At 71.1% G+C, this 18,306-nt stretch carries 16 protein-coding genes and 1 pseudogene; 11 read left to right on the top strand and 6 right to left on the bottom strand.

The window, feature by feature from the left end; all coding sequences use genetic code 11:
• Positions 1-9: 9 nt before the first annotated feature.
• Positions 10-651 carry a trimeric intracellular cation channel family protein gene (locus INN71_RS07430; RefSeq protein WP_277501411.1) on the bottom strand — a complete coding sequence of 214 codons (642 nt, stop codon included), beginning with the start codon at positions 649-651 and terminating at the stop codon, positions 10-12.
• A 154-nt stretch (positions 652-805) separates the two neighbouring features.
• Here INN71_RS07430 and sepH point away from each other — a divergent pair, with 154 nt between their 5' ends.
• Positions 806-1,930, top strand: coding sequence for a septation protein SepH (sepH, locus tag INN71_RS07425; protein WP_277501410.1), 1,125 nt, complete (start codon positions 806-808; stop codon positions 1,928-1,930).
• Positions 1,931-1,990: 60 nt separating this feature from the next.
• Complete coding sequence (locus INN71_RS07420) at positions 1,991-4,027, top strand: SDR family oxidoreductase (RefSeq protein ID WP_301800018.1); 2,037 nt, start codon at positions 1,991-1,993, stop codon at positions 4,025-4,027.
• Here INN71_RS07420 and INN71_RS07415 read toward each other — a convergent pair.
• The gene (locus INN71_RS07415) at positions 3,990-5,087 is read right to left on the bottom strand and encodes an FAD-dependent oxidoreductase (RefSeq protein WP_277501409.1); all 1,098 of its coding nucleotides are present in this window, start codon (positions 5,085-5,087) and stop codon (positions 3,990-3,992) included. The two genes, INN71_RS07420 and INN71_RS07415, sit on opposite strands and share 38 nt — an antisense overlap.
• 55 nt (positions 5,088-5,142) lie before the next feature.
• Positions 5,143-5,799: a thymidine kinase gene (locus INN71_RS07410; protein WP_277501408.1), complete on the bottom strand. Its 657-nt coding sequence runs from the start codon at positions 5,797-5,799 to the stop codon at positions 5,143-5,145.
• A 72-nt stretch (positions 5,800-5,871) separates the two neighbouring features.
• Between INN71_RS07410 and INN71_RS07405 the strand changes: the two genes are divergently transcribed.
• Complete coding sequence (locus tag INN71_RS07405) at positions 5,872-6,549, top strand: response regulator transcription factor (protein ID WP_277501415.1); 678 nt, start codon at positions 5,872-5,874, stop codon at positions 6,547-6,549.
• 3 nt (positions 6,550-6,552) lie between these two features.
• Positions 6,553-7,467 (top strand): annotated as a pseudogene (locus INN71_RS18110) (HAMP domain-containing protein); the annotation flags it as partial.
• Between the two features lie 371 nt (positions 7,468-7,838).
• Here the strand turns inward: INN71_RS18110 and INN71_RS07395 are convergent.
• The gene (locus tag INN71_RS07395) at positions 7,839-8,441 is read right to left on the bottom strand and encodes a cadmium resistance transporter (protein ID WP_016997609.1); all 603 of its coding nucleotides are present in this window, start codon (positions 8,439-8,441) and stop codon (positions 7,839-7,841) included.
• On the bottom strand, positions 8,438-8,797 hold the full coding sequence (locus INN71_RS07390) for a helix-turn-helix transcriptional regulator (protein WP_277501402.1): 360 nt from the start codon (positions 8,795-8,797) through the stop codon (positions 8,438-8,440). Before INN71_RS07390 ends, INN71_RS07395 begins: the two co-directional genes overlap by 4 nt.
• Positions 8,798-8,990: 193 nt before the next feature.
• On the opposite strand from INN71_RS07390, the gene INN71_RS07385 reads away from it, so the two are divergent.
• Genes INN71_RS07385 through INN71_RS07375 form a run of 3 tightly spaced genes read left to right on the top strand, consistent with a single transcriptional unit; the run spans position 8,991 to position 11,807 of the window.
• Positions 8,991-9,587: a recombinase family protein gene (locus INN71_RS07385; RefSeq protein ID WP_010534181.1), complete on the top strand. Its 597-nt coding sequence runs from the start codon at positions 8,991-8,993 to the stop codon at positions 9,585-9,587.
• 7 nt (positions 9,588-9,594) lie between these two features.
• Positions 9,595-10,992 carry a Mu transposase C-terminal domain-containing protein gene (locus INN71_RS07380; protein ID WP_168916591.1) on the top strand — a complete coding sequence of 466 codons (1,398 nt, stop codon included), beginning with the start codon at positions 9,595-9,597 and terminating at the stop codon, positions 10,990-10,992.
• The gene (locus INN71_RS07375) at positions 10,989-11,807 is read left to right on the top strand and encodes an AAA family ATPase (protein WP_277501396.1); all 819 of its coding nucleotides are present in this window, start codon (positions 10,989-10,991) and stop codon (positions 11,805-11,807) included. The genes INN71_RS07380 and INN71_RS07375 overlap by 4 nt, the downstream gene beginning before the upstream one ends.
• 397 nt (positions 11,808-12,204) lie before the next feature.
• Here INN71_RS07375 and INN71_RS07370 read toward each other — a convergent pair whose 3' ends face one another.
• Positions 12,205-12,867 carry a DUF305 domain-containing protein gene (locus INN71_RS07370; RefSeq protein ID WP_277501590.1) on the bottom strand — a complete coding sequence of 221 codons (663 nt, stop codon included), beginning with the start codon at positions 12,865-12,867 and terminating at the stop codon, positions 12,205-12,207.
• Positions 12,868-13,859: 992 nt separating this feature from the next.
• Between INN71_RS07370 and INN71_RS07365 the strand changes: the two genes are divergently transcribed.
• From INN71_RS07365 to INN71_RS07350, 4 genes are all read left to right on the top strand, one after another.
• Positions 13,860-14,066 carry a heavy-metal-associated domain-containing protein gene (locus tag INN71_RS07365; RefSeq protein WP_277501589.1) on the top strand — a complete coding sequence of 69 codons (207 nt, stop codon included), beginning with the start codon at positions 13,860-13,862 and terminating at the stop codon, positions 14,064-14,066.
• A 113-nt stretch (positions 14,067-14,179) separates the two neighbouring features.
• On the top strand, positions 14,180-16,312 hold the full coding sequence (locus INN71_RS07360) for a heavy metal translocating P-type ATPase (protein ID WP_277501588.1): 2,133 nt from the start codon (positions 14,180-14,182) through the stop codon (positions 16,310-16,312).
• A 378-nt stretch (positions 16,313-16,690) separates the two neighbouring features.
• Positions 16,691-17,308: a DUF3152 domain-containing protein gene (locus tag INN71_RS07355; protein ID WP_301800014.1), complete on the top strand. Its 618-nt coding sequence runs from the start codon at positions 16,691-16,693 to the stop codon at positions 17,306-17,308.
• Positions 17,309-17,418: 110 nt separating this feature from the next.
• Positions 17,419-18,276, top strand: coding sequence for a F510_1955 family glycosylhydrolase (locus tag INN71_RS07350; protein WP_277501586.1), 858 nt, complete (start codon positions 17,419-17,421; stop codon positions 18,274-18,276).
• The last annotated feature ends 30 nt before the right edge of the window (positions 18,277-18,306 follow it).

Genomic DNA, 18,306 nt, shown 5'->3' with positions numbered 1-18,306 from the left:
CCGCGCCCCTCAGGCGGCGGACGGCCCGGCCGGCAGGGGCGCGCGCCAGCCCCGCCACATCGCGAGCAGCCGCCACACCAGGCAGGTCCCGGCGCCGACCACGGCGACCGGCAGCAGCGGCAGTCCGAGCTCGAGCCCCCCAACGGCGACGGCGGCCCCGGCGAGCGCGGGCGTGGCGTAGAGCTCGCCGCGGAAGACGACCGGCACCTGCCCGGCCAGCAGGTCGCGCACCATGCCGCCGCCGATCCCGGTCACCATGCCCAGGAGCGCCGCCGGGAGCGGGCCCAGGCCGTAGTCGAGGGCCTTCACGGCGCCGGCCACGCAGAAGACCGCCAGCCCGAACGCGTCGAAGACGCCGACGGGCCGCTCGAGGCGGCCCAGCGTGGGGTGGAAGCGGAAGGTGACGAGCCCGGCCACCACCGGCACGAGCAGGTAGCGCCAGTCGGCGAGCGCGGCCGGGGGCACGGCGCCGATGAGCACGTCGCGCAGGAACCCGCCGCCCAGGCCCGTCGTGCCCGCGAGCACGAGCACGCCGAAGAGGTCGAGCCGCCCGCGCACGGCGACGAGCGCCCCGGAGATCGCGAACACGAAGATGCCGACGAGGTCGAGCACGACGAGCAGCACGGCACTGTCGAGGTCCCACGATCCCACCGCGGGAGCGTAGCCCCGGCCGGTCGCCCACGCCGGGGCGGTCCCGGGGCGTAGGCTCGGCGGTCACGACGGACCCCGCGGGGCGACCCCACCGCGCGGCGCCGTCGCGGCACGACCGACGACCAGCGACCGCGAGCAGGAGGCAGCCATCCCGATGGTCCACCTGACGCTCACGGGCCTCAGCCAGGACAAGCGTCGCCTGGTGCTGGTCAGCGACGCGGGCGTCGAGTTCACGCTCGACGTCGACGCCCGACTCCGCGCGGCGCTGCGCGGCGACACGGACCGACTCGGCCAGTTGGAGATCACGATGGAATCGACCCTGCGTCCCCGCGACATCCAGGCCCGGATCCGGGCCGGGGCGTCACCGGACGACGTCGCGCAGGCCGCGCAGACGACGGTCGAGCGCATCATGGGCTTCGTCGCGCCGGTCCTCGCCGAGCGTGCCCACGTCGCCGAGCGCGCCCAGGCCTCCTCCCTGCGCCGCCGCGGGGACGGCGCCACCGCCGCCCGCACCCTCGGCGAGGCGGTCGCCGCCCACCTGCGCTCCCGCGCCCTGTCCCCCGACGCCGTGACGTGGGACGCGTGGCGGCGCGACGACGGCCGCTGGACCCTGAGCGGCACCTTCGTCGCCGGCAAGCGGCGCGGCACCGCCACCTTCACGTTCGACCTGCGCGGCAGCTACGTGGTCGCCGACGACGAGGACGCCCGCTGGCTCATCGGCGAGGTGCCCGACGCGCCGAGCGACCCCGTCCGCGACGACCTGCAGCAGGCCCGCCGACGCCGCGCCGCCGGAGCCCGCTCCCGCACCGCGGACGCACTGCTCGACCTGCCGTACGACGACTCCCCCGCCGGGCCCGCCGCCGAGCCGGGTGGGCTCGGCGCCGACGCGCTCGACCTGGCCAACGACGGGGCGGGCGACGGGGCCGGCGACGCCGACCGCGAGGCGACCGTCGACCTGGGCGACCTCGGCGAGCTGCGTGCCGCCGTCACCGGAGCCGCGGCGCCGGAGGACGACCTCGGCCCGTCCGAGGCCGACCACGTCGAGGCCGTCGGGGAGCCCGCGGGCGACCTCGACACCCCGGCGGCCCCGTCCGACGCTGACCGCGCCGACCCGGACCCCACCGACGCGGACCCGACGGACCCGCATCAGGACCAGGGCGAGCAGCCCGCCGAGCCGGAGCCGGCGCCCGCGCCGCGCCGGCCGGCCCGCAAGGCCCGCGGCCGCGCCTCGGTGCCGAGCTGGGACGAGATCATGTTCGGCGGCGGGCGGGGCGAGTAGGCCCCGCACCACCCCTCCGAGCACCCCACGGACGTGACGCAGACCACTACGCTGCGGCCCATGTCCTACTTCGTCACCGGTGCCACCGGGTTCATCGGCCGCTTCCTCGTGGCCGAGCTGCTCCGCCGGCGCGAGGGTGACGTCCACGTCCTCGTCCGCCGCACCTCGCTCCCCCGCTTCGAGCGGTACGCCGCGGAGTGGGGCAGCGACCGGGTCCACCCGGTCGTCGGTTCGCTCGACGAGGAGGGCCTCGGCGTCGAGGCCGACTGGGTCGCGCAGCACGCCGGGACCGTCGACCACTTCCTCCACCTCGCCGCGAGCTACGACATGGCCGCGAGCGCCGCGACGAACGACCGGCTGAACCTCGGCGGCACCCGCCACGCCCTCGAGCTGGCCGCCGCCCTCGACGCGGGCTGCTTCCACCAGGTCTCCTCGGTCGCCGCAGCGGGCGACCACCACGGGCCGTTCCGCGAGACGGACGTCGACGTGGGGCAGCGGTTCTCCTCGCCGTACCACCGCACGAAGTTCGAGTCCGAGCGCATCGTGCGGGAGACCGCGTCCGTGCCGTGGCGCATCTACCGACCCTCGGTCGTCGTCGGGCACTCCCGCACCGGGGAGATGGACAAGGTCGACGGGCCCTACTACTTCCTACCGATGATCCGCCGCCTGCGCGACACCCTCCCGGGGTGGACGCCGCTCCTGGGCGTCGACCTGGGCGACACCAACGTGGTGCCGGTCGACTTCGTCGCCGCCGCGCTCGACCACCTCGCGCACCTGCCGGGGCGCGACGGGGAGACGTTCCACCTCGTCGACCCCGAGCCGCAGCCCGTGCTGGAGATGGTGAACGCGCTGTGCGCGGCGGCCGGCGCGCCCCGGTTCGCCGGGTCGGCGACGACCGGACGTCCGTCGCTGGGGCGGCTGCTCCCCCGCGGCCTGCGGCCCGCCGACGTCGCCGCCACGGTGCTCGGCACGCCGGTCGCGCAGGCGGTGCTGGAGCGCACCGTGGGACGCCTGGGCCTGCCGGCCTCGGTGCTCGCCCACACCTCGTTCCCGTCGGTGTTCGACGCCACCCGCACCACGCGGGCCCTGGCCGGCTCGGGCATCACGGTGCCCCGCTTCGAGTCGTACGCCGCCACGCTGTGGACCTACTGGGAGGAGCACCTCGACGACCACGTCGGGCGCAGCCGCTCCGCCCGGGCCGCGCTCGGCGGCCGCCACGTCGTCATCACCGGCGCCTCCTCGGGCATCGGGCGCGTCACCGCCCTCAAGGTCGCCCAGGCCGGCGGCGTGCCGGTGCTCGTCGCCCGCGGGCGGGAGAAGCTCGACGCCCTGCGGCGCGACATCGAGCGGGCGGGCGGCACCGCCCACGTCTACCCCTGCGACCTCTCCGACCTCACCGCCATCGACGACCTCTGCGGTGCGCTCATCCGCGACCTCCCCGGCGTGGACGCCGTCGTCAACAACGCGGGGCGCTCCATCCGCCGCTCGCTGCGGCTGTCCCAGGACCGCTTCCACGACTTCGAGCGCACGATGCAGCTCAACTACTTCGGCGCCATCCGCCTCGTGATCGGGCTGGTGCCGGTGCTGCGGCAGGGCGACGGCGGCCACGTCGTCAACATCTCCTCGATCGGGGTGCAGACCCACCCGCCGCGGTTCTCGGCGTACGTCGCCTCCAAGGCCGCGCTCGACGCCTGGAGCACCGTCGTGGCCTCCGAGCTCGTCGGCGAGGGCGTCACGTTCACGAACGTGCACATGCCGCTCGTGCGCACGCCGATGATCGCGCCCACGAAGCTCTACGACCGGTTCCCGACCATCTCGCCGGCGCAGGCCGCCGACCTCGTCGTCACGGCGCTCGTCGAACGTCCCCACGAGGTCAACACCCCGCTCGGCAACGCAGGCGCCGTGGCGCACACGCTCGCTCCGAAGCTGGCGTTCCGGGTGCTCAACATGGCGTACCACGTGTTCCCCGACTCGGCGGCGGCCCGCGGCCCGGCCGCCGGGACGGCGGGCGGGGAGGGCGGCGGCAAGGGCGGGGAGGGCGGCTCGCAGAGCGAGCAGCTCATGCTGGCGCGGGTGTTCCGCGGCGTGCACTGGTGACGTCGGCGCCCGCGGCGAGCCGGTCGCGCACCGCGACGGCGGCCGCACGGCCGGCGCGGTTGGCCCCGATCGTGCTGGCCGAGGGCCCGTAGCCGACGAGCTGCACCCGCGGGTCGGCCACGACGGTGGTGCCGTCGAGCACGATGCCGCCCCCGGGCGCCCGCAGCTGCAGCGGGGCCAGGTGGCCCGTGTCCGGCCGGAACCCGGTCGCCCACACCACCACGTCGAACGCGCGGTGGCTGCCGTCGGCCCAGACGGCCCCGTCCGGCACGAAGCGCTGCGGCATCGGGAGGCGCGCGTACGCGCCGAGGGCCACCGCCCGCTGCTCCTGCGGGCGCAGGTGCAGCCCGGTGACGCTCACGACGCTGCGGGGCGGCAGCCCGCGCCGTACCCGCTCCTCGACGAGCGCGACCGCGGCGCGACCGTCGAACGGCTCCACCTCGCCGTCGCGCCACAGCGGCGGGCGCCGCGTGGCCCACAGGGTCCGCGAGGTGCCCGCGACCTCCCCGAGCAGCTGCACCGCCGAGGCCCCGCCCCCCACGACGAGGACCGTGCGGCCGGCGAGGTCCGCGGGCCCGTCGTACGCCGACGAGTGCAGCGTGCGACCGGCGAAGGTCTCGATCCCGGCGACGTGCGGCACGAAGGGCCGGCGCCACGTGCCGGTGGCGCTGACCAGGGTGCGGGTGGGCCAGGCGCGCCCGTCGCGGGCCCGGACCAGCAGCGTCCCGTCCGGCTCCGGGTCCACCCGGGTGACGTCGACGGGCCGCTCGACGGGCAGCGCGAAGCGGGCCTCGTGCTCCGCGAAGTACGCCGGCACGACCTCCCGGGCGGGTGCGTGCGGGTCGCCGTCGGGCAGCGGGAGGCCCGGCAGCGCGGCGACGCCGTGCACGTCGGCCATCGTCAGCGAGTGGGCCCGGTGCTGCCACGCGCCGCCCGGCGCGGCGTACGCGTCGAGGACGACGTGCTCCACGCCCAGCCGGCGCAGGTGGAACGACGCCGACAGCCCGGCCTGCCCGGCACCGACGACCACCGCGTCGTGGAGGCTGCGCGTCGTGCTCACACCCGGAGAACGCGGACCGGGGTCCATTTGTGCCCGGGCACGCCGGTTGACCGCCTCACTCCCCGAACGGCAGCGGCTCGGACACGAGCGAGACGGCCTTGGCACGGGCGGCCGTGAGCCGGCGGCGGTGGTGCTGGCGGCACAGCACCTCGTAGGCCACCTCGGCGGGCGGCTGTCCGGTCTGGTCGACGTCGCCGACGACGACCTGGTCGCCCTCCGTCACCATGACGCCGTCCTCGGTCCGCGCGTTGTGCGTCGCCCGCTGGCCGCACCAGCACAGGGCCTCGACCTGGAGCACCTGCATGCGGTCCGCCAGCTCGACCAGCCGGGCCGAGCCCGGGAAGAGCCGGGTGCGGAAGTCGGTGAGGATGCCGAAGCAGAACACGTCGATCTGCAGCTCGTCGACGACCTTGGCGAGCTGCTCGATCTGCTCCGCCGAGTAGAACTGGGCCTCGTCGCAGATGAGGTAGTCGATGCGCCTGCCCCGGGTCAGCTCCCCGACCACGTAGCGCCAGAAGTCGAAGTCGTCGGCCACCTCGGCGGCGTCGTGGAAGAGCCCGAGCCGTGAGGAGATGGTCGCCGAGCCGGCGCGGTCGTGGCTCGTGAAGATGTGCCCCACCCGCCCCCGCGTCGCGTGGTTGTGGTTGGTCTGCAGGGCGAGCGTGCTCTTCCCCGAGTCCATGGTCCCGGTGAAGAAGTGCAGTTCAGCCACGAGGGAACATCCTAGGCCCGGGGAGCCGACCGTTCAGCCCGCGTTCAGCGGAGGTGCGGCACGATGACGCCCATGCGCGTGCTGGTGGTCGACGACGAGCGCCGCCTGGCGCGGTCCCTGGAGCTGGGTCTCGAGGCCGAGGGCATGGCGGTCGACGTCGCGCACGACGGCACCGACGGCCTGTGGATGGCTCGGGAGAACACGTACGACGCGATCGTCCTCGACCTCATGCTGCCGGGCATCAACGGCTACCGCGTGTGCGCGACGCTGCGCGCGGAGGAGAACTGGACGCCGGTGCTCATGCTCACCGCCAAGGACGGCGAGTGGGACCAGGTCGAGGGCCTCGACACCGGCGCCGACGACTACCTCACCAAGCCGTTCTCGTTCCCCGTCCTCGTGGCCCGGCTGCGGGCCGTCGCCCGGCGCGGCGCGCGCGAGCGGCCCACGGTGCTCGAGGCCGGGGACCTGCGGCTCGACCCCGCGGCGCGGCGGGCCTGGCGCGGCGACGTCGAGCTGTCGCTCACCTCCCGCGAGCTGTCGCTGCTCGCCTTCCTGCTGCGCCACAAGGGAGACGTCGTCTCCAAGCGGCGGGTGCTCGACTCGGTGTGGGACGACGACTTCGACGGCGACCCCAACATCGTCGAGGTCTACGTGCGGCACCTGCGCAACAAGCTCGACCGGCCCTTCGACCGCGCCGCCATCCAGACCGTGCGGGGCGCCGGCTACCGCCTCTCCAGCGACGGCGGCTGAGCCGTGTCCGCTCCCGCGACGCCCCCACCCGCCGTCCCCCCGGTACGGCGGCGCGCCGGCGTCCGCGCCCGCACCACGGCCGCCGCCACGCTCGTCGTGGCCCTCGCCTTCGCCGTCGGCGCGGTCGCGCTCGTGCTCGCCCTCGGTGCCTCGCTGCGCGGCGCGGCCGGCGACACCGCCGAGAACCGCGCCGAGGAGCTGGCTGCCGCTCTGGAGCAGGGCGGCGTCGCGGCGCTGCCGTCCGACGACCCCGACGGCGGCGACGACGAGCAGGACGTCGACGACATCGCCTGGCAGGTGACGCGCGGCAGCACGCTCGTGGCGTCGTCGGGCACGGGCGGCCTCACCCTGCCCCGCGCCGACGGCACCACCCGGCTCGACGGCGACCGGTACGTCGTGCGCACCGACGACGTGGAGGTGGGCACCGGCGACGACGAGCAGGAGCACGTCGTGGCCGTCGCCGTGACGCTCGAGGACGCCGAGGACTCCGTCGCCGCGCTCTGGCCGCTGCTCGCCACCGGGATCCCCGTGGCCGTGCTGCTGGTGGGCGTCACCACGTGGCTCGTCACCGGGCGCGCCCTGCGCCCCGTGGAGCGGATCCGCGCGGAGGTCGCGACGATCGGCTCCGGGGCCCTCGAGCGCCGCGTCCCCGTCCCCCCGTCGGGCGACGAGGTCGCGCGCCTGGCCACCACGATGAACGCGATGCTCGAGCGGCTCGAGACGGCCGCGCACCGCCAGCGCGCCTTCGTCTCCGACACCTCCCACGAGCTGCGCTCGCCGCTCGCGAGCCTGCGCCAGACCGCGGAGGTCGCCCGCGCCCACCCGGGCGCGCTCGACGAGGGCGAGCTCGTGACGGCGGTGCTCGAGGAGACCACCCGCCTGCAGCACCTCGTGGAGCAGATGCTCGTGCTCACCCGCACCGAGGAGGGGGCGGCGACGCGTCGGCGTACCGAGGTCGACCTCGACGACCTGCTCCTGACCGAGGTCGCGCGCCTGCGCCGCAACCGTCCCGACCTCCGGGTCGACGGCGCGGGCGTGACGCCGCTGCGCACCACCGGCGACGGACCCGCCCTGGGCCAGGTCGTGCGCAACCTCGTCGACAACGCGGCGCGCCACGCGACCGGGACGGTCGCCTTGTCTGTGGCTTCGTTCGCTTGGTGGCGGGGTTTTTGCAGCGCTCCGTGGCGGTCTTGTTGCCGCGATCACGCAGGGCTGGCTGCAGGTAGGTGTCGCGGTCTGAACCGAGAGGGGTGCGCCCGGTCGGGGCCGTTTGGATCGCTGCCGCTACATCAGAGTCCGAAGGCTCCGCCGCTGACGAGGATCACGATGCCGAGGCCGATGAGAACGATGGGGAAGAGGATGTGCTCCCAGCGTTCGAGCACTTCGGCGATCGGGGGGCGGGTGGCGACGAACTTTGCCAGGGCCACCAGGACCGCGACGAGCGCGAGGAAGACGATGCAGTAGGCGACTACTGCGAGAGGTTCCACGCTGAGGAAGACAGGGGTGTAGACGCCGATGTTGTCGCCGCCGTTGGCAAGGGTGACGCCTGCGACTGTCCACACGCCGACCTTCTTGCCGGCAACCTTGGCCTCGTCGTCATCGTCGTCATCGTCTCCGCGCCAGGCCTGCCATGCGGCCCAGAGGCCGAGGCCCAGAGGGATGAGACCGAAGTACGGGATGGCTGCCGAGGGCAGGAATGCTCCGGCACCGATGGTCACCAGGACCGCGGCACCGAGGATGCCGGCGAATCCGAGGTACTGGCCGGCCAGAATGCGGGCGGTAGTGCCGCGCTGGCCTGCCCCTCGCGCGAAGAAGAGGGAGAGCACGATGATGTCGTCGATGTTGGTCGCTGCGAACAGGCCCATCGCCTGCAAGACCGAGGTGAGGATCATGCGCCCTCCCCAGCTGCGTCGCATCCGGGAAGCGAGCAGGCGGGATCGATGCACGGGGCGTCTTCGTCCACTGCCAGGGTGGCATCGACCAGTGCCGTCAGCGCCTGCGCCAGGTGCGAATCGGCGATCTCATATCGTGTCCGACGACCCTCGGTCTCGGAGACGACGATCCCGCAATCGCGCAGGCATGCCAGGTGGTTGGACACGTTCGGGCGTGTCAGGTCCAGATCTCGGGCCAGTTCCGCCGGGTAAGCGGGATGGTCGAGCAGGGTCAAGATGATCCGGGATCGAGTGGGGTCGGCCAGTGCACGACCCAGGCGGTTCATCACGTCGAGACGCGAAGCAATAGTCAGCATGGACTGAACTATACAGCGCGCACTGAACACTCGGTCACAGGCGTCAGCCCAGATCGCATGCCCGTAAGGGGAACCCTCACCGGACACCACCGCTACTTATCGAGAGGAACGACGGCACGCCTGGCGGGCTGTCCCGTAAGACCCGTCCGGTGAACTGTCCGGTGAAGGGAGGCTATATGACACACTGGGGAGCATGTCCCCCTTGAAGGTCGGCTATGCCCGAGTCTCCACCGACGAGCAGGACCTGACCGCGCAGCGTGACGGACTCGCGGCGTTCGGCGTCGATCCCAAGCGCATCTACGTCGATCACGGGCTCACGGGCCGCAACGCCGACCGTGAGGGCCTGCGGCAGGCGCTGGCTGCCTGTCGGGACGGCGATACATTCGTGGTCACCAAGCTCGATCGGCTGGCGCGTTCAGTCCGTGATGCCCACCAGATCGCCGACGACCTCGCGGCGCGGGAAGTGAAGCTGAGCATCGCCGGATCGGTGTACGACCCGACCGACCCGATGGGGAAACTGTTGTTCAACGTGCTGGCGATGGTCGCCGAATTCGAAGCCGACCTCATCCGTGCCCGCACCCGCGAGGGGATGAAGGTCGCCAAGGCCAAGGGCCGGCTGCGCGGGAAGTCACCGAAACTCACCCCCCGGCAAGAAGCTCACCTCGTCCAGCTACATGCCGCCGACGAGCACACCGTGGGCGAGCTGGCCGAGCTGTTCAGCGTGGGCCGCTCCACGGTCTACCGCGCCCTTCAGCGCGCCGAGCGCGGGCGCGAGAACGCCTTGCAGTAGGTGCGTCGTGGACGCTCGAGCGCGGTGGCGAATCCTCAGGCTCCACGTCGAGGACCAGGTGCCCCTCGCGCGCTTAGCTCGCGAGACCGATGTAGGGCTGCGGACCCTGGAGCGCTGGCACGCCCGCTACCGCGCCGACGGCTACGCCGGACTGGAGACAGCCTCGCGAGCGGACACCGGCTCCCGCCGCCTTCCGCCCGACCTCGTCCACCTGATCGAGGGCCTGGCACTGAGCAAGCCGCGGCCGGCCATCGCCACCATCCACCGCAAAGTCACCGGCATCTGCGCCGCCCGGAAGTGGCCGGTCCCCTCCTACTCGGTGGTGTGGGACATCGTGCGGACCCTGGATCCCGGCATGGTCACCCTCGCCCTGGAGGGCGCAGCGTCCTACCGCGACAAGCACGAGCTGGTGCTCCGCCGGCAAGCAGAGCTGCCCAACGCGATGTGGCAATCCGATCACACCATGCTCGACATCCTGGTGGTGGGCACCGACGGCAAGCCCGCACGGCCATGGCTGACAACGATCCTCGACGACTGCTCCCGGGCGGTCTGCGGCTACACAGCCTTCCTGGGCGCACCGTCGGCGATGAACACCGCCCTGGCGCTGCGCCAAGCGATCTGGCACAAGACCGACCCGGCCTGGCCGATGTGCGGCCTGCCCGACGTGCTCTACGTCGACCACGGCAGCGACTTCACCAGTGACCAGCTCGCCCACACCGCCGTCGACCTCCACATCCGACTGATCCACTCCACCGTCGCCCGACCCCAGGGCCGCGGCAAGATCGAGCGGTTCTTCGGCACCATCAACACCGAGCTACTCGCCACCCTGCCCGGACACATCACCGAAGGGCACCCCTGGCCGACACCGAAACTGTCCCTGGCCGAACTCGATAGCGCCCTGGAGGCGTTCGTGGCCACCTACAACGACCGCACGCACAGCGAGCTCGGAACCTCCCCGCGCAGCGCGTGGATCGCCGATGGCTGGCTGCCCCGAATGCCCGAGAGCCTGGAAGACCTCGACGGACTGCTGTTGACCGTCGCCAAGACCCGCGTCGTGCGCCGCGATGGCATCCGCTTCCAGGGCCTGCGCTACGTCTCGCCAACTCTGGCCGGCTACGTCGGACGCTCGGTCGTGATCCGCTACGACCCCCGCGACATCACCGAGATCCGCGTCTTCGATCACGACGAATTCGTCTGCAAGGCCGTCAACCAAGAGCACCACGACCAGAAGGTCAGCCTCAAGGAGATCCAGGCCGCGCGCAACGCCCGCCGCCGGGCGCTGCGAGCCGGCATCAACGAACGCATCGCCCTCGTGGCCGCACCTACCGAGACGCCACGGATCACCGAAGCACCGGCTCCGGCGCCGAGGTCGGCGTTGAAGATCTACAAGGAGGACCTCAGGTGAGCCAGCGCTTCATCGTCACCAAGGAGCACCGCCGCTTCACCGAGTTCGCCGACGCCGTGCGCCGCGGGCACACCATCGGTTTGTGCTTCGGATCAGCCGGCGTAGGAAAGACACTCTCCGCGCGCCGCTACGCACACTACGAGAAGGCTCATGACCTGCTGACCTACTGGGGGCCGCGCTCCGACAACGACGCCAAGATCTACGCCGCCTTGAACCGGAGCCGCACCGTGCTCTACACCCCCAGCGTGCTGACCACCCCGCGGACCCTGAAGGACGAGCTGACCCAAGCCATCACCCGCACCAACATGTGCATCGAGCAGCACCTCGTACCTCCCGGCACGGCCACTCCCGAGGCCTGGGGATGGCGACACGGCAGGAACTACGTGGAGCTGATCATCGTCGACGAGGCCGAACGACTGCGTCCCGCCGCGCTGGAACTGCTGCGCGATCGCTACGACCGCGACGACATCGCCCTGATCCTGATCGGCATGCCCGGCCTGGAGAAGCAGTTCAGCCACTACCCCCAGTTCTACAGCCGAGTCGGCTTCGCCCACCAGTACCGGCCCCTGGGACAAGACGAACTGCTGTTCGTCCTCGACCGACACTGGCGATCCCTCGGCAAGACCCTCGACCCCGACGACTTCACCGACGCCCAAGCCATCGCAGCCATCGCACGGATCACCCGCGGCAACTTCCGGCTCCTCGAACGCCTCTTCCCCCAGATCCAGCGGGTCCTGAAGATCAACGAACTCGACACCATCACCAACGACGTCATCGAAGCCGCACAGAGCACCCTGGTCATCGGTGCCACCTGACCCCGCCACGAAGCGACCGAAGAACCCCGCCATTCAGCAGACGAAGTCACAGGCGGGGCGGGTCAGAAACGTTGTTCCGTCGTCCGTCGGTTTTGAGCCGGTTTGATTCAGGACTCGGGTTTCGAACCTGCGCTCGCAGGCGTGCCCCCGGACAGCGTCTTCGGTGGGCGATCGTGCGTCGCTAAAGGGCGAGGCGGGCTACGCGTATCGCGTCCGTGGTTGCCCAGGCGACGGTTCCATGCCCGCCGATGTTTGTTGAGCTCGCGGGCAGAGAGATCGGGAGTTACTGCAGTCCGGGGAGGGCCCTTGCGGCTCCTCCCCGGACTGAATTTTCGTGCCGCCCGCAGCTCGATCTTCGGTCTTCAGTCGGCTCACGGTGGCGTGGTGCTTCAGACTGTCAGGAGTTCAGCAGCTCCTGCATGGTCGCGATCTCTGCGGTCTGGTCCTCGACGATCTGTCCCGCCAGGGCGACGGCTTCGGGGTTCTCGCCGTCCTCCTGCTCGGTCTCAGCCATCTCGATGGCACCTTCGTGGTGCTCGATCATCATGGTCAGGAACGCCTCGTCGAACTCGGAGCCGCTGGAGTCCTCGAGGGAAGCCATGTCCTCCTCCGACATCATCCCGTCCATGCCCGGCATGCCCTCGTGGTCCATGCCTTCGTGATCGACTTCCTCAGCGCCCCAGTCCTCCAGGAAGCCCTGCATGGTCTCGATCTCCGGGCCCTGCGCGTCGGCGATCTGCTGGGCGAGCGCGAGAACCTCTGCGTTCTGAGTGCGTCCTTCGGCGAGGGCGGCCATCTCGGTGGCCTGCTCGTGGTGGGGGATCATCTGCTGGGCGAAGGTCACGTCGCTGTCGTTGAAGTCGGCGCCCGACTCCGCTGAACCACTGCTGTCGCTGTTCGAGTGACCCCCGTGGCCCCCGCTGCTATCGCTGTCGCCGTTGCCGCACGCGGCCAGGCCGAGGGAGAGAGTTGCGGCGAGGGCGAGCGCGGCCGTGGCGCGCCGCTTGGCGCCCCGCGACGAGGCGGGCTTGAAGGCGTGAAGGTTCAAGGTAATGCGCATGAGTTTGTCTCCTGCGGTGTGACGTGTGCTGGTGGATGGTTGCTGAGCGCCAGCTCCGACCATGCGCAGCGACTGCAGATCAGCCGATCAGCAGTCACGCTCCGCGGTCGGGCTGGCGAGAGGCGCTCAGCAACGGTGCACACACGTCAGATCACGCCGGGCCCATGGCGGGCTGAACAGCTGCGGGGATGGCGGCGTCTGGAGCAACGCGCTCCATCGCGGCGCGATGAACAGAGGTCGCCAGGGCCGAGCGCTCAACAGTCCCAGGGCGATCAGCACCGACGCGATGCCGACCACGAGGGCGATGCACAGCATCAAGACGTCATGCCCCCCGCAACCGGCATCACCTGAGTCCCCCCCGTGGCCCCCGTGAGCGCCGTGGGTGCCGTGACCGGCATCGCCGGTTTCGTGGCACGCCACGGCTGCAGTTGCGGCCGTTGTCGCGGCGGCTGGCTCGGTAGTGGCGGCTGCAGAGTGCTCGCTCGCCTCGCCCGCCTTGGAGATCGAGGGAGTGAGCGTGGCGGGCGCGAGTTCCGCCGTCGTCGTCAGGTTCTTCGTTTCGGTGGTTGGTGGCGCGGGGAGGCTGTGCATCCCTAGCACGCCGAGAGTCAGTAGCCCACCGACGAGCAACTGAAGGAACCGGACCCTGTGCCGACTTCGTTGCCCGAGGTCGCCCACCGCGAGCACGGAGCGCAGCAGGGCGTGAACCGGGCGGCGCTGCGACCGAGAGAGTGTGGGCACACGCGCTTCACGCATAGTCGCGTACCTCCATCCTTCCCGCAGCACTGGGGGCGGACTGCCACTTTCCAGATCGAAGCAGCCGTACGAACCCGTCGTGGAACCCCAATTCCGGCCCCATGTGCAGGGCCGACCACATCTTGCGCTGTTGAGCGTAGCCAACGACTAGGACGACTTGGGTTATACCCCCAGGGGGTATATCTTGCCGGAGGTGGTGCTCCTCGAGGGGGCGCCAATCTGCCGAGGAGCGAACGATGTCCATGACCACGTTCACGGTGACGGGGATGACCTGCGGACACTGCGAGGCCTCTGTGCGCGAAGAGGTCTCAGCGGTGGCCGGGGTCGAGCAGATCGAGGTCGACGCGGCACGCGGCACCCTGGTCGTGATTGGAAACAGCGTCGATGACGCAACGGTCCTCGCAGCTGTCGCGGAGGCCGGCTACCAGGCGCAGCGCTCCTAAGACCTATAACCCTCGTCGGCTCGGCCGCTCCCGCGGCCAGGTCCGCCCGGGCTCGGTCGGGTGGGCCACTGGACCTGATGAACGCGCTGTCGCTTAAGCGAAGGTGAAGACACATGCCGCACCACGACCACGACGACCCGTCCGGACGCGCCGGACACCACCACGGTGAGCATCAGCACGGTGAGCATCAGCACGGTGAGCACCCGGAGCATGCGGGCCGCTCGCACGGCGCGGGTCACGCGGGTCACGCGGGTCACGGTGACCATGTCTCGCAGTTCCGTCGGTTGTTCTGGGTGACGCTGGTGCTGGCGATCCCCGTGGTGGTGACGTCGGAGATGTTCGCGATGCTCGTGGGTTACGACCTTCCTGGGTGGGGGTGGCTCACGTGGGTGGCGCCGGTGATCGGCTCAGTCATCTACGTGTGGGGCGGGAAGCCGTTCCTGACCGGCGCTGTCGAGGAGGTCCGTGCGCGACGCCCCGGGATGATGTTGCTGATCGCGCTTGCCATCACGGTCGCGTTCGTCTCGTCATGGGGCGCCAGCCTCGGGCTGTTGCACCACGAGCTCGACTTCTGGTGGGAGCTGGCGCTGCTGGTCGTCATCATGCTGCTGGGCCACTGGATCGAGATGCGCTCGTTGGCTCGCACCAGCTCCGCACTCGACTCGCTTGCCGCGTTGTTGCCCGACGAAGCCGAACGCGTCGAAGGTAGTCAGACAGTGAGGGTGCCCCCGGCGCAGCTGCGGGTGGGTGACGTCGTCGTCGTGCGCCCGGGAGGCAACGTCCCTGCCGACGGGCGGGTCATCGATGGCCGCGCCGAGATGGATGAGTCGATGATCACCGGAGAGTCACGGACCGTCTCTCGTGGTGTCGGCGACAGCGTGGTGGCCGGAACGGTGGCCACCGACTCAGGCATGCGGATCGAAGTGACCGCGATCGGCGACGACACCGCGCTCGCGGGCATTCAGCGACTCGTCTCGGAAGCGCAGAACTCCTCGTCAAGGGCGCAGCGTCTCGCGGACACCGCGGCCGGGTGGCTGTTCTGGTTCGCACTGGGTTCGGCGGCCATCACCGCGGCGGCGTGGGCGTTGGTCGGCCTGCCCGATGACGGCGTGGTTCGCACCATCACCGTTCTGGTCATCGCCTGCCCCCATGCGCTGGGCCTGGCCATCCCACTGGTCGTCGCGATCGCCACCGAACGAGCGGCACGAGCGGGGGTGCTGATCAAGGACCGGTTGGCGCTCGAACAGATGCGCACCGTCAACTCCGTTCTGTTCGACAAGACCGGCACCCTGACCAAGGGAGAGCCCGTCGTGGAGCAGGTGGCCCCCGCAGTGGCTCGGGGTGCCGGCGCTCAGGGCGGGTCGGTGACGCCGGAGGAGGTCCTCACGTTGGCTGCCGCCGCGGAGAGCGACAGCGAGCACCCGCTCGCCCAGGCGATCGTCCGCGCGGCGCACGATCGTGGCCTCGAGGTGGCCCGGGCGACGGGCTTTGAGTCTTCCCCGGCGATCGGCGTCCGCGCTCACGTCGACGGTGCGGAGGTGCGGGTGGGTGGCCCACGGCTGCTCGAGGAGCTTGGCGCGGCCGAGGTCGAGGAGGCAGCGTCATGGCGCGCTGACGGGGCGATCATCCTGCACGTCGTGCGTGATGGCATCGTGATCGGCGGTCTCAAGCTCGCCGACGAGGTCCGAGCGGAGTCACGACAGGCGGTCGAGCAGTTGCGCAGCCGTGGGATCGAGGTCGTCATGATCACCGGTGACGCCGAGGCCGTGGCCTCTAGCGTGGCCAGCGACCTGCAGATCGATCGGTACTTCGCCGGGGTCCGTCCCGAAGACAAGTCAGCCAAGGTCGCCGAGCTGCAGGCCGAGGGGCGACGCGTCGCCATGGTCGGCGACGGCGTCAACGACGCCCCCGCCCTGGCCCAGGCCGACGTCGGCATCGCGATCGGTGCCGGCACCGACGTCGCGATCGCCTCCGCCGGAGTGATCCTCGCCAGCGACGATCCCCGCTCCGTCGTCGCCGTGCACACGCTCTCCGGCGCCTCCTACCGCAAGATGAAGCAGAACCTGTGGTGGGCTGCCGGCTACAACCTCGCAGCGGTGCCCCTCGCCGCCGGCGTGCTCGCACCCGTCGGGTTCGTCCTGCCGATGTCGGTGGGAGCGATTCTCATGTCAGCCTCTACGGTGGTCGTCGCACTGAACGCCCAGCTGCTGCGGCGACTCGACCTCACGGCGAACAAGCAACTGTGACGTGGTGATGACGACACGCAGTGACGAAGAGAGCGGGAGGACCCGGAACCGATGGTGAGCCACCACCAGCCATCCGGCGCCGACCCCGAACGCTCGCGCACGTCCGAAGCGTCAAGCCGACCCGGTCGTCACCGTGGCGAGCGCGACCAGCCCCTCGCGTGGCGCGGCAAGACGGCTGCTGGGGCCGCCCTGACGGGCGTAGCGGCCGTCGCGCTGTCGGCTGCAATGATCGCCCCGCCTCCATGGTTGATGAACAGCCCTGAGCCGGAGTCGAGCTCCGGTGGCCCTGCGGGCTCCGCAACGGCGGGTCTAGCCGACCCAACCGATTCAACAGGACTGCCAGGACCAGCAGCGTCACGAGGGCCGGGAACCGAGCTGGTGCATCACCATCTTCTCGACGACGGCTCCAGCGCCCCGCAGCAGCGGTCCGATACCGCGGAGACCAGCGAGCCAACGGCCCCGATTTCCGAAGCGGGAAGTGGTCAGTTCGTCCTGGCCGACGCCACGAACAGCACGAGCGTTGCCGATCCCACAGTCACCTACGAGATTCAGGTCGAAGAGGGTCTGCCGTTCGATGTGTCCTCCACTGCGGCCACGATCGACACCATCCTGAGCCACCCCCGCGGATGGAACGGCGGGGGTCATCGCCCGCAGCACGTCGACGACGGGGACTTCCGCATCGTCATCGCCACTCCCGAGACCGCCGACGCGTTGTGCGCTCCCCTGCAGACCCGCGGGCGGCTGTCGTGCCGCAACGGCGACGACGTCGTCATCAACGCCTGGCGCTGGCAGCACGGCAGCACGGACTACGCCGACCAGATCGAGAACTACCGCATCTACGTCATCAACCACGAGGTCGGCCACGTCCTCGGCCACGGCCATCGTCCTTGCCCCGGCGCCGGCCAACCGGCACCCGTGATGCAGCAGCAAACCAAGGGCCTCGACAGCTGCCAGCCCAACGTCTGGCCCCTGCCCGAGGAGCTCGACCACCCATGACACCCGCCCCACCGCCTGAGCCTGAGGCCTCGGAACGCGCCCCGGTCTTCTCGACCACTCGACCAAACCGCCGCCGCTTGCTACTTGGAGCAGGCGTAGCCACCCTCCTCGTGCTCGCCGCGCTGACCGCCACCAAGCTGATCGCGAGCCGCGGTGAGGACGAAGGTCCTGGGCAAGACATCGCCATCACGCACATCCACGCCGCGGTCCGCGACCCAGAGACCAACCAGGTCCTCCTCGCCACCCACCAAGGTCTCTTCGCGCTCGAGGACCGCACCAAGACCCCTACGGATCGAAGCGGAGATGGAGGCATCAGTCAGGACGACGCTCCGCGGCTGGACCTCATCAGTCCCACGTTCGATCTCATGGGGTTCACCCGAGCGCCCGACGGAACGTTCTACGCCTCCGGGCACGCCGGCCCCGAGCTCGACTTCGACGAGCCGATGGGCCTGATCAGCTCCGATGACGGCGGCAAGAGCTGGAGCACCCTCTCGCGCGGGGGCCAATCCGACTTCCACGGCCTCGCCGCGGGCAACGACGTGATCGTCGGGTACGACAGCGAGCTCCGCGCCACCACCGACGGCGCCCGATGGGAGACTCTGGTGCCGCCGGCCCCGCCCACGGGCCTGGCGCTCTCGCCGGACGGCACCACGATCGCGGTCGTGGCCGCCGCCGACATCCACCTCAGCCAGGACCAAGGCCTCACCTGGACGACCGCTCCTGCCCCTGCGGACATCTCCCTGGCGACGTTCGCCGATGACACCACCATCGTCGCCGCCTCACCCGAGGGGCAGCTGTACTTGAGCGAGAACGCCGGCCAGAGCTGGACCACAGGTGGCCCCGTAGGGCCGGGCCTGACCTCCCTCAGCGCTACGCGCACCGACTCGGGGGTCGACGTCCTCGCCGTCAGCGACCTGAACGTCTTCGCGACCACCGACCTCGGCCTCACCGTCCGCCGACTCGTCTAACCGACCAGCCAACCTGCGCGATCGGCGCAT

Source organism: Nocardioides sp. ChNu-153 (genome assembly GCF_030466625.1).
In the GTDB taxonomy this organism is placed as follows: Bacteria; Actinomycetota; Actinomycetes; order Propionibacteriales; family Nocardioidaceae; genus Nocardioides.
This window is presented reverse-complemented; position numbering and strand designations above follow the sequence as displayed.